Origin of the sequence: Massilia sp. W12 (assembly GCF_037300705.1) — a bacterium.
GTDB lineage: Bacteria > Pseudomonadota > Gammaproteobacteria > Burkholderiales > Burkholderiaceae_D > JACPVY01.
On sequence record NZ_CP147776.1, the window covers coordinates 1758620 to 1774237 of the forward strand.

The 15618-nt window shown below is 60.3% G+C and carries 12 protein-coding genes; 2 read left to right on the plus strand and 10 right to left on the minus strand.

Going from position 1 to position 15618, the window contains the following annotated elements; all coding sequences use genetic code 11:
* Positions 1 to 35: 35 nt before the first annotated feature.
* The 4 genes from leuA to V8J88_RS07120 form a co-directional block, all read right to left on the minus strand.
* Entirely contained in the window at positions 36 to 1739 is a 1704-nt protein-coding gene (gene leuA, locus V8J88_RS07105) for a 2-isopropylmalate synthase (RefSeq protein WP_338848669.1), read from the minus strand.
* Positions 1740 to 2226: 487 nt separating this feature from the next.
* Positions 2227 to 2781: a cache domain-containing protein gene (locus tag V8J88_RS07110; RefSeq protein WP_338848670.1), complete on the minus strand. Its 555-nt coding sequence runs from the start codon at positions 2779 to 2781 to the stop codon at positions 2227 to 2229.
* A gap of 113 nt (positions 2782 to 2894) precedes the next feature.
* The gene (gene selD / locus V8J88_RS07115) at positions 2895 to 3947 is read right to left on the minus strand and encodes a selenide, water dikinase SelD (protein WP_338848671.1); all 1053 of its coding nucleotides are present in this window, start codon (positions 3945 to 3947) and stop codon (positions 2895 to 2897) included.
* A gap of 25 nt (positions 3948 to 3972) precedes the next feature.
* Positions 3973 to 5256 (minus strand): AGE family epimerase/isomerase, encoded by a 1284-nt coding sequence (locus tag V8J88_RS07120; RefSeq protein ID WP_338848672.1) that lies wholly within the window; start codon positions 5254 to 5256, stop codon positions 3973 to 3975.
* A 141-nt stretch (positions 5257 to 5397) separates the two neighbouring features.
* On the opposite strand from V8J88_RS07120, the gene V8J88_RS07125 reads away from it, so the two are divergent.
* Positions 5398 to 6591 (plus strand): SUMF1/EgtB/PvdO family nonheme iron enzyme, encoded by a 1194-nt coding sequence (locus V8J88_RS07125; protein ID WP_338848674.1) that lies wholly within the window; start codon positions 5398 to 5400, stop codon positions 6589 to 6591.
* A gap of 29 nt (positions 6592 to 6620) precedes the next feature.
* Here the strand turns inward: V8J88_RS07125 and V8J88_RS07130 are convergent, their stop codons facing one another.
* The 3 genes from V8J88_RS07130 to V8J88_RS07140 form a co-directional block, all read right to left on the minus strand.
* Complete coding sequence (locus V8J88_RS07130) at positions 6621 to 7448, minus strand: ABC transporter substrate-binding protein (protein ID WP_338848676.1); 828 nt, start codon at positions 7446 to 7448, stop codon at positions 6621 to 6623.
* A gap of 125 nt (positions 7449 to 7573) precedes the next feature.
* A complete protein-coding gene (locus V8J88_RS07135; RefSeq protein WP_338848677.1) occupies positions 7574 to 9373 on the minus strand; it encodes a monovalent cation:proton antiporter-2 (CPA2) family protein in 1800 nt (599 codons plus the stop codon).
* Positions 9370 to 9945 carry an NAD(P)H-dependent oxidoreductase gene (locus V8J88_RS07140; protein WP_338848678.1) on the minus strand — a complete coding sequence of 192 codons (576 nt, stop codon included), beginning with the start codon at positions 9943 to 9945 and terminating at the stop codon, positions 9370 to 9372. The genes V8J88_RS07135 and V8J88_RS07140 overlap by 4 nt, the downstream gene beginning before the upstream one ends.
* A gap of 181 nt (positions 9946 to 10126) precedes the next feature.
* On the opposite strand from V8J88_RS07140, the gene V8J88_RS07145 reads away from it, so the two are divergent.
* Positions 10127 to 11608 carry a S41 family peptidase gene (locus V8J88_RS07145; RefSeq protein WP_338848679.1) on the plus strand — a complete coding sequence of 494 codons (1482 nt, stop codon included), beginning with the start codon at positions 10127 to 10129 and terminating at the stop codon, positions 11606 to 11608.
* Here V8J88_RS07145 and V8J88_RS07150 read toward each other — a convergent pair.
* Genes V8J88_RS07150 through V8J88_RS07160 form a run of 3 tightly spaced genes read right to left on the minus strand, consistent with a single transcriptional unit; the run spans position 11605 to position 15332 of the window.
* A complete protein-coding gene (locus tag V8J88_RS07150) occupies positions 11605 to 12066 on the minus strand; it encodes a GNAT family N-acetyltransferase (RefSeq protein ID WP_338848680.1) in 462 nt (153 codons plus the stop codon). The two genes, V8J88_RS07145 and V8J88_RS07150, sit on opposite strands and share 4 nt — an antisense overlap.
* A gap of 9 nt (positions 12067 to 12075) precedes the next feature.
* Positions 12076 to 12582 carry a (2Fe-2S)-binding protein gene (locus tag V8J88_RS07155; protein WP_338848681.1) on the minus strand — a complete coding sequence of 169 codons (507 nt, stop codon included), beginning with the start codon at positions 12580 to 12582 and terminating at the stop codon, positions 12076 to 12078.
* Complete coding sequence (locus tag V8J88_RS07160) at positions 12579 to 15332, minus strand: molybdopterin cofactor-binding domain-containing protein (protein WP_338848683.1); 2754 nt, start codon at positions 15330 to 15332, stop codon at positions 12579 to 12581. The genes V8J88_RS07155 and V8J88_RS07160 overlap by 4 nt, the downstream gene beginning before the upstream one ends.
* Positions 15333 to 15618 lie beyond the last annotated feature (286 nt).

Genomic DNA, 15618 nt, shown 5'->3' on the forward strand with positions numbered 1-15618 from the left:
CGCTTGTCCGCGTTCCTGAATCGCAGCAAAAGACGTCAAGCCTCCTGTTTGGCTGCAGCCTCTGATGCGGCGTGGCGCGTGTTGTGCCCCATTTGCCGGTTAATCGCCGACAACACCGCCTTGAACGACGCGGTGACGATATTGCTGTCCATGCCCACGCCAAACAGGGTCGGGCCGTCATCTAAGCGCAACTCAACATAGCAAGCCGCTTGCGCATTCGCGCCGGCGGAAATCGCGTGTTCGTGGTAGTCCATCAGGCGCACATTTAAGCCCAGCGCATCGACAAAGGCGTCAATCGGCCCATTGCCGGCGCCGGACAAGGCGGTTTTTTCACCGTCCAGCATGACATCGATTTCAATTTCCACCGCATCATCGCGGCTGGAATCTTCATGCGTGCGGTGCGCCAGATAGCGGTAGGGGGCTTCCTGCTGCAAATATTCCTGCTGGAAGATGCTGAAAATCTCTTTCGCCCCGACTTCCTTGCCGCTTTGATCGGTAACGCGCTGCACCGCGCGCGAAAACTCGATTTGCAGACGGCGCGGCAACACCAGGCCGTATTCCTGCTCCAGCAACCAGGCCATGCCGCCTTTGCCGGATTGGCTGTTGACGCGGATCACCGCATCGTAGCTGCGTCCCAGATCCGCCGGGTCAATCGGCAGATAGGGAATCTGCCACAAGCCGTCCGGATCGTGTACGGCAAAACCTTTTTTGATCGCATCCTGATGCGAGCCGGAGAAGGCGGTAAACACCAGATCGCCGACATAGGGGTGGCGCGGGTGTACCGGCAATTGATTGCATTCCTCCACGCATTGGCGCACCGCGTCAATATCGGAAAAGTCCAGATGCGGATGAATCCCCTGAGTGTATAAATTCAGCGCCAGCGTGACGATATCCACATTCCCGGTGCGCTCGCCATTGCCAAACAGGCAGCCCTCGATGCGCTGCGCGCCGGCCATCAAGGCCAGCTCAGCGGCGGCAATCGCGCAACCGCGATCATTATGCGGGTGCACAGAAATCACCAGACTGTCGCGGCGCGCCAGGTGGCGGTGCATCCATTCGATCTGATCGGCAAACACATTCGGCGTGGCGGCCTCCACCGTGGCCGGCAAATTCACAATCATTGGCCGTTGCGGCGTCGGCTGCCATACCGCTGACACGGCGTCCACGATATCGCGCGCAAATTCGAGTTCGGTGGTGGAAAACGATTCCGGCGAGTATTCAAAACCCCACTCTGTTTCCGGGTGCGCCGCCACCAATTCCTTGACCAGTTGCGTGCCCTTGACGGCGATTTGGATGATTTCCGGCTTATCCATCTTGAACACCACGCGGCGGAACACCGGCGCCACCGAGTTGTACAGGTGGATGATGGCGCGTTTTGCCCCGATCACAGATTCAACCGTGCGGTGGATCAATTCCTCGCGCGCCTGAGTCAAAACGATGATGCTGACATCATCCGGAATCCGTTTTTCTTCAATCAGCATGCGCACAAAATCAAAATCGGTTTGCGATGCCGAGGGGAAGCCGACTTCGATTTCTTTCAAGCCGATGTTGATCAGCATCTCAAAAAATTGCAGTTTTTTGGCCGGGCTCATCGGCTCGATCAGGGCTTGATTGCCATCGCGCAAATCGGTGCTCATCCAGATCGGCGCTTGAGTAATCGTGCGCCCGGGCCATTGCCGGTCAGGCAGATGGATGGCGGGAAATGCTTGATATTTTGAAGACGGGTTGCTGTGCATCATGATTTTTCTCCATTCATTGACAAGTGTGCGGTGGCGGATTGCCCAACCGGCTGCCACCAGGGCGCAGGGCCGGCTGAGCGCGGCTTAGGCGCACAGCGTGAAGTGATGAAGAACACGGCGCAGGACATTGCAAGCACATGTTTGCCTCTCAATTGGGTAAAAACCCGGTTTTTCAGTGAATGCCCGGTTGGCGGGCGGAAGGTGTTTCAGATCAGGACGGGGCCTGGATTCATGCCGATAGCGCCGCTAGCGCTAGTGCAGGCGCAGATAGTTGTAGTAGCGAAGCAGGGGAGGAAAGCGATTGACCGGAAGGGAAGTACAGCGCAGCAATGCAGTTTTGCATTGTCTGGGGGGAAAAGCGCTGTGCGGTCAAAGAGTTCATGAGCGTCAATCTACTGGAAGGCGCTGGCGGCTGTCAAGCTGAAACGGCAATTTATTTTGCAATGCCGCATTTTCTTCGCCAGGCATGCGCAATTGCGCATCAACATCAGTGTTCGCGCGTGATGCCGGCCCCCAGCACATAATTGCCATGCCGCTCGACATAGGTTCGTTTTTTCTCGATTTTGTGGCTGATCGGATGCGGCCAACGGTAATCCACCCAGCCGCGCCCGGTGCGGCTCTTGCCAACTTTCATGATCTCAATGGCGGGCAAGACGCCATCCGGGTCGCGGATATGACGTAAATCCTTGCCGATCAGATTCGGATACGCGCCATGCGCTAAGCAAAACGCCTCTTTGCGGCCATCAAACAGAAACACATAAAGCTCGCCATCGCGAAACGGCCCGTGCGGGCTGTTGATTTCGGCAATGGTTTTATCCGGGCCGTGTTCGCGCAAATAGGCGATCACTTTTTGCACCATGGCCTGCGCCTGTTGCTCATTGCGGCGCGCTTGCTTGAGATCCGGCGGCGTGCTGGGCGCCACCGCCTGGCCATTCACAATCCGGGGCATGGGGCCGCCGGCGCCGCCGCTGGAAACCGCATGCGTGGGCAGGCTGGCGCTCAGACAAAGCAGAAGTGTACAGATTGTCGATAATGCTTTCATGCCGATATGCTGCGGAAATCCGGATCTCAAAATGGATAGGCCGGCCATGCCAATATGCAGGCAATATGCCGGAGCTGTATCCATCATCTGCAATTGCGCCGGCCTTGTCAAATTCACGCCAGCTCCAGCCGCGCGCTTTCACCCGCTCCCTGGATGCGGCCAATCACACCGGCCTGGGCAAAGCCCTGTTGCGCGAAAATCGCTTGCACCTTTGGCAAAGCCTGTTCATCGCAAGCCACCAGCAGACCGCCCGAGGTTTGCGGATCGGTCAGCAGCATGGTTTGCCATTCGGCAAAGCCATCCTGCACAGCCAGTTGCGTCTGGCAGGAAGTCAGATTGCGGCGCGAGGCCCCGGTGATATAGCCGGCTTGCGCCAATTCCTGCGCCTGCGGCAGCCAGGGCAGGGCGGCCCAGTCGATCCGGGCGTGCAAGTTTTGCGGACGCAGCATTTCCAGCACATGGCCCGCCAGGCCAAACCCGGTCACATCCGTAATCGCGTGCACACCCGGCGTTTGCGCCAGCAGCGGCCCCGGCGTATTCAAGCGCGTCGTGCTGTCTATCATCTGCGCATAGCCGGCGGCGTTCAATGCCTCTTTTTTCAGCGCGGCGGAATACACGCCGACCCCAAGCGGCTTGCCCAGCACCAGATAATCCCCGGCTTGTGCGCTGCTGTTGCGTTTGATCTGCTCAGGATGGGCCAGCCCGAGCGCCACCAGACCATAAATCGGCTCCACCGAATCAATGCTGTGGCCGCCGGCGACAATAATCCCGGCTTCGCGGCAAACTTCCTCGCCGCCGCGCAAAATCGCGCCTATGGTTTCAAGCGGCAGGGTGTTGATGGGCATGCCGACAATCGCCAGCGCAAAAATCGGTTGTCCGCCCATCGCGTACACATCCGAGAGCGCATTGGTGGCGGCAATCCGGCCAAAATCGCGCGCATCGTCCACCACCGGCATAAAAAAATCGGTGGTGGCGATCAAGGCTTGCTGCGCATTTAACTGCCAGACGGCGGCGTCATCGCTGGTTTCAATCCCGACTAGTAACTGTGGCGGCAGCGCGCCCTGGTGTTGCTGCAAAATCTGCGCCAATACGCCCGGCGCGATTTTGCAGCCGCAACCGCCGCCATGCGCCAGCGCGCTCAAGCGCGGTATCGCTTTGTCATTCATGTCTGTGGCTCCACTGGGCAGTGCCTCATGCCGCGCGCAGATGGGAGAGTCGCTTGAGCACGGGCAGGTTTTCCAAAATCGTGTAACAGGCGCCCATTGTATGGTAATCGACCTTGCCAGCCGGACTTTTTTCATCCGAAATACGGCTGTTATCGCGGCGCAGAATGCGATACCAGGCGCCATGACGGTGGTCCACAAAATGGCGCCAGCAGTATTCCCATAATTGCTGATAGCAATCCAGATACGCCAGTTGTCCGGTGCGCGCAGCCAGCATGGCGGCGGCGGCCAAGGTTTCCGCCTGCACCCAGAAATATTTATCGCTGTCGCAGATCTGCAAATCCGGTGCAAAACCATAGCACAGCCCGCCATGCTCAGTGTCCCAGGCGTAGCGCAGCGCGGCGTCAAACAAGGCTTGCGCACGCGGCGCCAGCCACGCCAGCGTATGCGCCGGCATGCTCGGCCCGGCGGCGGCTTCGAGTTGCAGCAAGAGCTTGGCCCACTCGGTGAAATGACCGGGTTGAAAACCCCAGGGACGGAACAAATGTTGCGGGTCATGCCGGTTGTAATTCAGATCAAGCCGCCACTCCTGATCGTAGTGCTCCCAGATCAAGCCATTCGCCTGTCCCGCCAGCTGATTGCACACCGTATCAGCGATACCGATGGCGCGCTGTAAAAAATGCTGGTTGCCGGTCGCGCTGTGCGCCGCCAGCAGCGCTTCGCAGGCATGCATATTCGCATTTTGGCCGCGATACGGCAGCACCCGCCATTGGCTGTCGGCCTGATCAGCGTACAAGCCATATTCCTCCTGCCAGAAATGGCGGTCCAGCGTGGCCATGCACTCCTGCAGCCAGCCGCCGGCCTCGCTCACGCCAGCCGCCAGCGCTTCGGCATAGGCCAGCAGCACAAACACATGGCCATAGCAATATTGCAAGGGATCGGGATCGCTTACCTTGCCATTGATGAAATCAAATTCCCACAGGTAGCGCGTGTCCGCCGGATCGCTGGCCGGCTGCCGGTGCACATTGCGCAAAAAATCCAGCGCATGCAATAAACCGCTGCGATATTCCGCCCGTTTGAATTGACGCCAGGCGCGCGCATAAATAAACACCAGACGCGTACTGCTCACCAGGTGGCGCGTGTGCGCATTGTAAATACTGCCGTCATCGCGCAGAAAATGATAGAAGCCGCCCGCAGCATCAAGCGCGCGCGGGTGGTAAAACCCCATGCTGTGGGCGATATGGCGCAGCAGCACAGCGGGTTGCAGGAAGTCGGGGGCGGGTAAATCTGCGGCAAAGGATGTGGAAATCATGCTGTATCGGCGCTGAGAATACGTTTGTCACGGTGGCATTGTGCCATGGATGTTGTCATTTACGAAAGTGGTATGCATCCACATGCGCACTGTGCGTCTGCCTCGCATATAATAAATTTCCCCCGACTGCAGGACGATCTGATGACTGTGATCACCCATCCGCTGCGTTTTGCCACCATCGCCCAATTAAACGAGGGCTTGCAACATGCGCGCGCCAACCTGCTTTCCCTGTATGAATGTTTTGTCGATGCCGGCCTGGATGCGCCGCCGGCCTTGGCGCCGCGTGCTGAAATCAATCCGCCGCGCTGGGACATGGGACAGATTGCCTGGTTTTGCGAGTGGTTTGTGCTGCGTCAGGCCGCCAGCAGTCATCCGGGCGCGGCGCAGCGCCCATCGTTGCTGTCGCTGGGCGATGACTGGTTTGACGCCAACACCGTACCGCATGGCATGCGCTGGCAATTGCGCCTGCCCAGCGCCGGCGCGATGAAAACCTATTGCCATGAAGTGCTCGACCGCAGCCTTGACCAATTGCAGCGCAGCACGGCGGACGACGCCAGGCTGTTTCCCTGGCGGCTGGCCTTGGCGCATGAAGATTTGCGCTGTGAAGAACTGGTCTGCAGCCTGCAATTGACCGGCGTGCAGGCCCCGCCGCGTCTCTCAACGCTGGGTTTGAACAGCTGGGCGCAAGGCGAGATCCGGTTTTCCGGCGGCATCCTGCAACAGGGCAGCCATGCCGGCGGTTTTGTGTTTGACAATGAAATGCCGCTGCAAGTGCGCCAGGTGGGCGGTTTTGTGATGGACGCCACACTGGTCTCAAATGCGCAGTTCCTTGAATTTGTGCAGGATGGCGGTTACCAGCATCCGCAATTCTGGAGCGCCGCCGGACAAGCCTGGCTGATGCAGCAAGAGCGCAGCGCGCCGCGCTATTGGCAGCGCCAAGGCGCGCAATGGGCTTGCCAGCGCTTTGGCCGGCTGCATGCGCTACCCTTGAGTGAACCGGTGCGGCATATCAATTTATACGAAGCGCAAGCCTGGTGTATGTGGGCCAAGCGGCGCTTGCCGACCGAAGCTGAATGGGAATTCGCCGCCCGCTCCGGGCATCCGGCGTTGCGCTGGGGCGATTTGCGCGAATGGTGCGCCACCCCTTTTCAGCCCTATCCAGGCTTTGTCCCCGGCCCCTGGGCCGAATATTCGCAAGCCGCCTTCAACGCCTGCCAAGTGTTGCGCGGCGTCTCCTTCGCCACCCCGGCGCGCCTGCGCAGTCCCAGCCTGCGCGGTTTCGCGCTGCCGCATACCGACCATCTGCTGACCGGCTTTCGCAGCTGCGCCTGGTGAGGGGCGGCGCGCAATGATTGTTTTTGCGCTTAATTACCCTGGCCCGTCACCCAGCCGCGCGGACATTTGACTTGGGACAGCAGGCGCGCATATTCACCCGAGGCGCGCAATTTTTTCAAGCCGGCATTGAAATCCTGAATCCGCACGGCGCTTTCCGGCCGTGTGCGCGGCAGCATCACATGGGTGGTGAATAATTCCGTCATCCACTTCGGATGGGTGGCCAATTGTGCGCCATCGCTTTCGCTGAAATTACGTGAGAGCAGATCGCAAGCCACATTGCGCTCCATTGGGGCGACCTCGACTCTGCCCAAAATCAACATACGCAGCGCAGAGACATCATCTTTCAAGCGCTCATACTTGAGTTCGCCGGCATTCGCCATGGCCCAGATTTCCGGGGTGTAGGTGTAGTCTTGAATCATGGCGAAGCGGTAAGGGCGCAAGTCTTGCAGGGTGCGCCAATCGAATTTGATGCTTTTGTTATACACAAACACCCATTGCTCGGTCAGCACATTGTCAGACAGGTGAAAACTGTTGTCGTGTTCTGGCTTGTGCCCCCAGTAGGCGGTGCCATCCCATTTGCCGATGCGTGCTTCCGCCAGGCTGCGCGACCAGGGCAGGAAGGTATATTCAACCTGATAGCCGGCCAACTCAAAAGCGCGCCGCACAATTGACAGCGCAATGCCTTTATCAGCACGGCTTTCGGTAGCGTAGGGGGCCAGTTCGCCGGTGGCGATTTTAAGCACGGGTTTGTTTTGCGCCGCTGCCCATGTGCTGCACAGCAGCAGCAGCGCAGCCAGGCTGAGCCGGCGCATACGGCCCAGGCTGAGCCGGGTCAAGCCAAGTGAATCATGTTTCATAAGACTGCTCCCGGCTGTAATGCCTGTGTCACGCGGATGCTTTGATTTTGGTTTGTGCAGTCAAGCGCGTCAAGCAAAAAAAAGCACGCCCTGCACATGCGCGCCGATGATGCGTGCCGGCGCGCTCATTTTTTGTCCGTCCCGGCCTCCTCTTGCCAGCCGGCGGTGGCTTGGCGCGTGTCCTGGCGCGCCAATTCGGCCAGCATATCGCGCTCAAAATGCTCGCGCGCGGTTTTCAGACGTTTCGCCAGATCGTTTTCATTGTGCCGGTACGCCGCCATCTCACGCAGGAAGCGGTAGGAATTGCGGCGGAATTTGTCGGCCATGGTTTTCGCCTGGAAGCGGTCAAAACCCAGCACTTCAAGCGTGGCGCGCGCGCTTTTGAGCGAACTCTCCAACACCTCGCGCTGGATATCGTGCACGCCGATTTCAGCCAGCTCCATATTGTGCATGGCGTCGCGCGCGCGGGCGATGATTTGCAAGTCCGGGTAATGCTGGCGCAGCCAGGGCGCCAGATGGTTGATTTGCTCGCGATCGTCCAGCGCCAGCACAATCGCGCGCGCATGTTCGATGCCGGCGGCGTGCAGAATGTCATGCGAACAGGCGTCGCCGAAATACACCTTAAAACCAAAGCGGCGCGCACTGTCCACCGTGTCCGCGCCATGGTCAATCACCACCGGTTTGACGCCGGCGGCCAGCAACACCCGCGCCACCGTCTGCCCGTAGCGGCCAAAGCCGGCCACGATCACCGGCGCAAATTCGTTTTCAATCGCATCCGGCGGGCGCGCTTCCGAACTGCCTTTGCACCAGCGGTCAAACACAATCAAGAGCAGCGGCGTGCTGGCCATCGACAGCGCCGCGATCAGGGTCAGCAGGCTGGCGTCTTGCGCCGGCAGCACTTGCGCGCTGCGTGCGGTGGCGATGACGACAAAGGCGAATTCGCCGACCTGGGACAAGAGCAGGGCCAGCAACATGCGCTGCCGCCCCTCGATGCCAAGCAGGCGCGCAGTCAGCCACAGCGCGCCGGTTTTACCCAGCAGCACCAGGGACAGCCCCAGCGCCACTTGCAAGGGCTGGCTGGCCAACAGCGCCAAATCCATACTCATGCCGACGGCGATGAAAAACAGTCCCAGCAGCAGACCTTTGAAGGGTTGGATATCGACCTCCAGCGCATGCCGGTATTCCGAGCTGGCCAGCAGCACGCCGGCCAGGAATGCGCCCAGCCCCATCGATAGGCCGACTTTTTCCATCAGCGCCGCCACCCCCAGCACCAGCAGCAGGGCGCAGCCGGTGAATAATTCGCGCACTTGCATCGCGGCCACAAAGCGCATCAGGGGATAGGCCAGAAAACGCCCGGCCAGAATCACCCCGGCCACCGCACCCAATTGCAGCCAGGGACTGACATTGCTGTGCGCGCCGGCTTGCGCCACGCCCAGGGCGCCGGCCAGCGCGAGCAGGGGAATCGCCGCAATGTCCTGGTACAGCAGCATGGAAAACGCGCTGCGTCCGACTGACAGCGGCATCAAATTGCGCTCTTGCATGATGGCCACCGCAATCGCGGTTGAAGACAGCGCCAGCGCCAGACTGCCCACCAGCGCCGCCTGCCAGCGCCAGCCCAGCAGCAGGCCAAACGGAAACAGCACGGCGGCGCAGAGCAGCATTTGCAGCGTGCCGCCGCCAAACACCGCTGCGCGCATGGCCCACAGGCGGCGCGGCTCCAACTCCAGGCCGATCACAAATAACATCAAGACCACGCCCAATTCCGAGACATGCAAAATCGCCGCAGGGTCAGACACCAGTTGCAAACCGAAGGGGCCGATGGCAAGACCGGCGGCCAGATAGCCCAGCACCGCACCCAGGCCCAGGCGCACCGCGATTGGCACAAAAATCAAGGCGGCGGCTAAAAACAGAATGGCTTGAATCATTGTGCTTCTCCAATGCGCTCAGCCAGCAGGCGGTGCGCTTGCGCCAGCAAGCCGGCGCGCGTGCTTTGCCATTGCGCGGCATCGGCTTGCGACATGCCATGGGTGATAAAGGGCGGCAGCCAGTGCATGCCGCAATATTCAGCAATCCCCTGAATCGGTGCGATGTATTCGGCAAACGGGCGGTGATGTGAACCGCTGGCGCTGTATTCGCGCGCATCGGCCCCGGCGCTGGCCACCCACCACAGATTTTTGCCATGCAAGGCGGCGCCGCCGCGCCCATACGCCCAGCCATAGGTCAGCACATTGTCTATCCAGTGTTTCAGCAAGGACGGCACGCCATACCAATGCACCGGGGCTAACCAGATCACATTCTGCACAGCGCGCAAAGCGTGCTGCTCGGCTTCAATATCAATATCAAAATCGGGATACAGATGGTAAAGCGAGCGCACGCTGGTGTGCGGCAAACTGCTCAAGGTTTCCAGCAGCGCGCGCGTGACTTGCGAGCGGGATTGGGCGGGGTGGGCGTGGATGATCAGGGTAGGGCGGATGGCTGCAGTCGGTGCTTGACTCATATTCGATTCTCACTGGGTGGGCAGGCTGCAACAGGTGGCGAAGCGCTTTTACAACAGTCTTGATTTTACAAAAGATTGCAGCACGCCAGCAACGCAATCGATGAGGACTGCCGCCGGCCTTGGCGCACCGAGGACGCGCCGGCTGTTAAAATCAGTCCGCCCCCACATTGTCGGAGTTGCGATGCGCAATCAATTTTCCCGCAGACTGCTGGCCGGTCTGATGCTGTGTTTATGCTGGCCGGCCTTGGCCGGGGATGGCGGCTTGACGCCGGCGCAGGCGGCGCAGGAAATGCGGATCGTCAAGCGCAGCTTGCAAGCGTTGCATCCGGCTTTGACCAAATACCGCAGCCAGGCTGAGATTGAACAAGCCTTCGCACGGTTTGAAAGCGCCGCCCAGGCGGCTGGCGATAGCAGCCGGATGTATCTGGCGGTGGCGCAGTTGAGTGCGTTCATCCGCTGCTCGCACACCTGGCCGAATGTGAATAATCAGCAAGGCGGCAGCAAAGCGGCGCTGCTGGGAGCGGCCAATAAATTACCGTTCACCCTGCGTTTGGTGCAGGGGCGCTGGCTGGTGCTGGCCAGCGCTGTGCCGGAGGTGGCCGCCGGCGATGAGATTGTGGCGCTGAATGGCCTCAGCGCGCCGCAAATAGTGGCGCAGATGCTGCCCTATTTGCGCGCCGACGGCGCGAGCGACGCCAAGCGTTTGCAGCAGTTAAACCATGATCGCAGCGACTACAGCCAGATGGATATGCTCTGGCCCTTGCTCTCGCCGCCATTAGCGGGCCGTTACCGGGTGCAACTGCGCCAGCCGGATAGCAGCGTGACGCGCGAGCTGGAGGCGCCCGCGCTTACCCTGCAGGCGCGCGCGGCGGCGCTGGCCAAGCAAGGTGTGAGTGGACCGGACAGCGCATGGCGGTTTCAGATTCAAGGGCAAACCGGCTATCTGACCTTGCCCAATTTTGCATTTTGGAACAGCAAATTTGATTGGGCCGGATTTTTGCGCCAAAGCTTTGCCGAATTGCAAGCGCGCCAGACGCCCTATCTGGTGATCGATATCCGCCAAAATGAAGGCGGCGATGGCGCGATTGCCGACGCCTTGCTGAGTTATCTGCTGAAACAACCCTTGCAATACAGCCTGCAGCAAAACATCAGCCAATATGAGCGCGTCCCTTACAACCTGGTGCGCTATCTCGACACCTGGGACTACAGCTTCTTTGACCGCACCGGCGAGGTGGAAAAACTGAACAGCGGCACGGCCAGCGGCAAATATCTGGTCACAGCGCGCCAGGGCATGCACACCATCACACCGCAGCCCCGGCCTTACGCCGGCAAAGTCTATCTCTTGATCAGCGCGGAAAACAGCTCGGCCACTTTTGTCTTGGCCAAATTAAGCAAGCAAAGCGGAGCCGCCACCCTGGTCGGACAAAGCACCGGCGGCAATTTGCGCGGCTTGAACGGCGGCCAGCTGACCTGGCTCACACTGCCGCATTCCGGCGTGGCGCTGGATATCCCGCTGCTGGCCGGGCAATACAGCGCCGATACGCCGGACGCCGGGATCGCGCCGGATGTGCCGGTGCAGCGCAGCTTTGCTGCGCAGCGCGCCGGACGCGATGAAGAAATGGAAGCGGTGCAGCGTTTGATTCAGGCGCAGGGCGGCAATTAAGCCGCACGGTATTCATACAGCACATCGGGACATTTTTCCTCGTTCCCGCTGCCATCGCCAAACGCAAGCGGGACAAAGCCATGGCGCTCATAAAACGCCCTGGCGCGGCTGTTTTGCGCAAAACAATACAGCCGCAGCGGCCGTCCGCATTGGGCCAAGGCGTGTTGCAGCAATTGCCGGCCCACGCCTTGCCCCAACAGCTGCGGGGCCAGATACAGCTGGTCCAGCCAATGGCATGCGCCATCAAAAGACAGCGCCAGCACCCCGGCCACGCGCCCATCCTGCAGTGCAACAGTCACGCCGCCGCCCGGCAGCAGGGTGTGCGCGACCCATTGCCGGATATCCGCAGCGCTGTGCGGCGAAGGCGCAAACGGTAAAAACAGTGCGCGCGCAGTGATCAGAATATGCGCCACCGCATCCGCATCTGCGCTGTGCGCCGGGCGTAGATGAATGCTCATGCCCATTCCTTATTTCACATACTGGCGCGCCACCTCGCGCACCGCATCCAGATAGCGCACATAGCCGGTGCAGCGGCAGATATTCTCGCCCAGGGCTTGCAAAATCAGCTGATCGAGTTGCGCAGCCGGCACAGGTTTTTGCTTGAGGCGGGCAAGCAAAACGCTGGCCGCCATCAAAAAGCCCGGCGTGCAATAGCCGCATTGAAAAGCGAAATGGTCTAAAAAAGCCTGCTGCAAGGGGGCCAGCGCATCCGCATTTCCCAGTCCCTCGACGGTCTGCACCTCGACCCCGGCCAAGGCTGAAACCTGCAGGCTGCAGGCGCTGGCTTTTTCCAGCGTCTGGCCGGGGCGTTTGAGCGCCACCGTGCAGGCCCGGCACAGCCCGGCGCCACAGCCGAATTTAGTGCCGGATAAGTGCAGGCGCTCATGCAAAAACTCCAACAAGCTCATATCGCTTTCTTCTGCACTGCAGCTGGCGGCGCGGCCATTGACATAAAAATGAATCGGCGCACTCATCGCAAAGCCTCCAGTATTTGTTGCGGCGTGACCGGGGTGGCGCTAAAGCGCTTGCCGCACGCCATCGCCAGCGCATTCATCAAAGCCGGGCCGGTGGGACAGAATACCGCCTCGCCGATGGCGCGCGCGGTATTGTCATCAGGCGGCGCGGGCAGGGTGATCAATTCCATGCTTGGCATATCGCCCATTTTCGGCACATGGTAGCGATGCAAATTCCACGCGCCATTGCCGGGGCCGCTGGCGTCGGTCGGCGCATCTTCGGTGAACAAAGAGCCGAGCGCCATCGCCACCCCGCCGTGATATTGGCCGGCCACAATCTGCGGCGACAACAGGCGCCCGGCGGATAGCGCAGTGACCACCTGCTCAACCTTGATCGCGCCGGTTTTCGGGTTCACGCTCAAGCCCACCAGACAGGCGGCGGGCGCATACACGCTGCGCCCGCAACGCGCCGCTTGCGCCGGCGGATTGCGCAAATTGCTGCGCGCCAAACGCTGCACCGGTTTGCCGGGGTCGCCGCCATGCATGCCAAAACCCAGCCAATCCAGCGGCAGATCGTGCACGCCGCTGTGCAGGGCGAAATCAGCTTGCGCAAAGCGCATGCCAAACGTGGCGTGGGCCACGCAATACGCCGGCAAGGCCAGTTGACGCAAGGCCGCCATCAGCTGCGGCATGCTCAGGGCAGGCAAATCAGCTTGTTTTGCCGCATGCAAACGTCCCTGCCGCCATTGGCAATCATGCGGCGCCACCGCGCGCTGCCACAGATGGCGCGCGGCCGGCACAATGCTGTGCAAAAACAGGGCCTGCGCGGCATATTGCACCACATGAAAATTATGAAATGCGCCCAGGCAAGCCGCCGCCGGCCCCGCCAGGCGCAATACTTGATCGAGCGGGTCGCTGCTGGCCGGCGGCTCGCCGGTTTGCGCCGGCAGCCCCGCATTCTGACAACCCTGTTGATTATTGCCCGACTTGCGCCCGGGCGAATGCAAGCCCAGCCCGGTGAAGATGGCCATCTGTCCCATCGCAATGCTGCTGGCGTTGCGTCCCAGTCCCCAGGCCGGGGCCAGACCCAGGGTGGTGGCAGCGCCATTGCCCATATCCACATATGGCGTATGCACAATCACCGCGCCATCCGCGCCCAGCTCGACCGCACCGAACATGCCATCCATCGAGGTGCCATAAGCTTGATTGCTCATCGCGAAACCCACCCCGTAGCGCAAGCCCTGACGCGCTTTTTTGGCCTGCTGCGCGGCGCGCTGGCGCCACAGCGGATGCGTCTCCAGGCGCCGCATCATCTCCAGCAATTGCAAATCCTGCTGCAGCGGGGCGCCGCTGATATTGCGCGCACCGCTTTGCATCAAGCTCTTGCGGCGCAGCGCAAACGGGTCGATTTTCAATTCCGCCGCCGCTTCATCGAGCAGGGTTTCAATCGCCATATACGCTTGCGGCCCGCCAAAGCCGCGATGCGAGCCGCCGATGATGTGGCGCGTCTTGATCGCTTTTGCGCTGGCGGCAGCGAGTGGAATCTCATAGCAGCTCATCGAGGACAGCGCGGCCAGATTGGCGACATAGGCCGAATAATTGCGCTCGCCGCCGCTGTCAAACACATAATCGGCCAGCAGACCGCGCAGGCGGCCATCGCTTTGCAGTGAGATTTGCATGGAAAATTCTGTCGGACAGCGTTTCAAGCCGACCTGGAATTGCTCATAGCGGTCAAAATGCCAGCGCAGCGGTTTATCGCAACACGCCGCCAGCAGCGCCAGATAGGGCGCAAAAAACGAGGCGTCGCGCCCGCCAAAACCGCCGCCGGGCGGGCAACAGATCAAGTCAATCCGTTTCAGCTGCACGCTGCTGCAATCGTACACTGTGGCGCAGTCGGCAATATCAACCCCGGGCGATTGTGTCCCCATCACCAGGTGCAGCGCGCCTTGGGCGGCGTCAAACCAGGCCAGACCGCTTTCCGGTTCCATAAACATCGGATCCAGCGCCTGGGTCGAAAAGCTGCGCGCAAAATGGCGCAAACCGGCTTCATCCGAGAGCGTGGCGCGCACCCCCAGGGCCACCACCTCATGCCGTTGTTGGTACACCTCGGCCGGAGTTTGGTAAAAAGAAAAATCCAGCCTGTCGTCGCGCACAATGCGCGAAACCGGGCCGTAATCCGCCTTTACCGGCGCGGCGGGCGCACCCCAGCGCAAGACATCTTGATTAAATTGCAGCACTTTGCGGGCGCGCCGGTAAGTATTGAAATCAGCAAAAATCAAGATCGCCGCTGGCTGCCCATACCAATCCGGCGCGCTGCCGATGCGCGTGAAAAACGGCGCATTCATGCTGGCGGCCTTATCCGGCAAACCGCGTTTTTGCAGGCTTTGCGCATCAATTATCATATGCGGCTTAAGCGCTGGCGGCAGCAGCGACAAATCAACGCCGAGCAAGAGCGCATCCACGCGCGGACAGCGCAGCGCATAGGCAAAATATTCCGCATCTTGTGGCCAGTCTGGAAAATCGCGCGCCGCCAGATCGCGCGCATACAGTTTTTGCCCCAAGACCTTGGGCAAACCGTCGATGCGCCGGCGCGCCACCCCCGGCTTGGGCGCCCAGGCCGGGCTGGCCGGGTCGGCTGCGGCGGACTTGGTCGGGGCCGCCTGGGCCGCCGGGGAAATGGGCAGGGCGCTGATGGACAAACTGACCACCGCGCCATTGCCCAGGGTTTTCAAAAATTCGCGCCGCGCCATACCGTTTGCGGGATGTGGCATACCGTCTCCAGATTTGATTGCTTTGCTGCAAGTGTAACCTTTTCCTGCCTGAAATTTGCCAGCGTGACCATATGCGGCAAGCCGCTGTTTTGTTCACGCCAGTTAGATAGGTACAGTTAGCTTATTTTTAAAATTGTTACGCAAACAGATTTCATTTATAGGGGTAGGTGCATATTTTCAGTTGCAATATTTCCTCATTGCAATTTATAATGCACACGTCATACGCCAAGCGTTTGATCCATCCCGCCGCCTGCTGCATGGTTCATGTGCGGCCTCACTCTGTTCT

Coding starts and splice junctions, on each gene's coding strand:
- V8J88_RS07125 (WP_338848674.1), top strand. CDS start 5,398: ATGACTGTGATCACCCATCCGCTGCGTTTTGCCACCATCGCCCAATTA.
- V8J88_RS07135 (WP_338848677.1), bottom strand. CDS start 9,373: ATGATTCAAGCCATTCTGTTTTTAGCCGCCGCCTTGATTTTTGTGCCA.
- leuA (WP_338848669.1), bottom strand. CDS start 1,739: ATGATGCACAGCAACCCGTCTTCAAAATATCAAGCATTTCCCGCCATC.
- V8J88_RS07120 (WP_338848672.1), bottom strand. CDS start 5,256: ATGATTTCCACATCCTTTGCCGCAGATTTACCCGCCCCCGACTTCCTG.
- V8J88_RS07145 (WP_338848679.1), top strand. CDS start 10,127: ATGCGCAATCAATTTTCCCGCAGACTGCTGGCCGGTCTGATGCTGTGT.
- V8J88_RS07150 (WP_338848680.1), bottom strand. CDS start 12,066: ATGAGCATTCATCTACGCCCGGCGCACAGCGCAGATGCGGATGCGGTG.
- V8J88_RS07155 (WP_338848681.1), bottom strand. CDS start 12,582: ATGAGTGCGCCGATTCATTTTTATGTCAATGGCCGCGCCGCCAGCTGC.
- V8J88_RS07110 (WP_338848670.1), bottom strand. CDS start 2,781: ATGAAAGCATTATCGACAATCTGTACACTTCTGCTTTGTCTGAGCGCC.
- V8J88_RS07140 (WP_338848678.1), bottom strand. CDS start 9,945: ATGAGTCAAGCACCGACTGCAGCCATCCGCCCTACCCTGATCATCCAC.
- V8J88_RS07130 (WP_338848676.1), bottom strand. CDS start 7,448: ATGAAACATGATTCACTTGGCTTGACCCGGCTCAGCCTGGGCCGTATG.
- V8J88_RS07160 (WP_338848683.1), bottom strand. CDS start 15,332: ATGCCACATCCCGCAAACGGTATGGCGCGGCGCGAATTTTTGAAAACC.
- selD (WP_338848671.1), bottom strand. CDS start 3,947: ATGAATGACAAAGCGATACCGCGCTTGAGCGCGCTGGCGCATGGCGGC.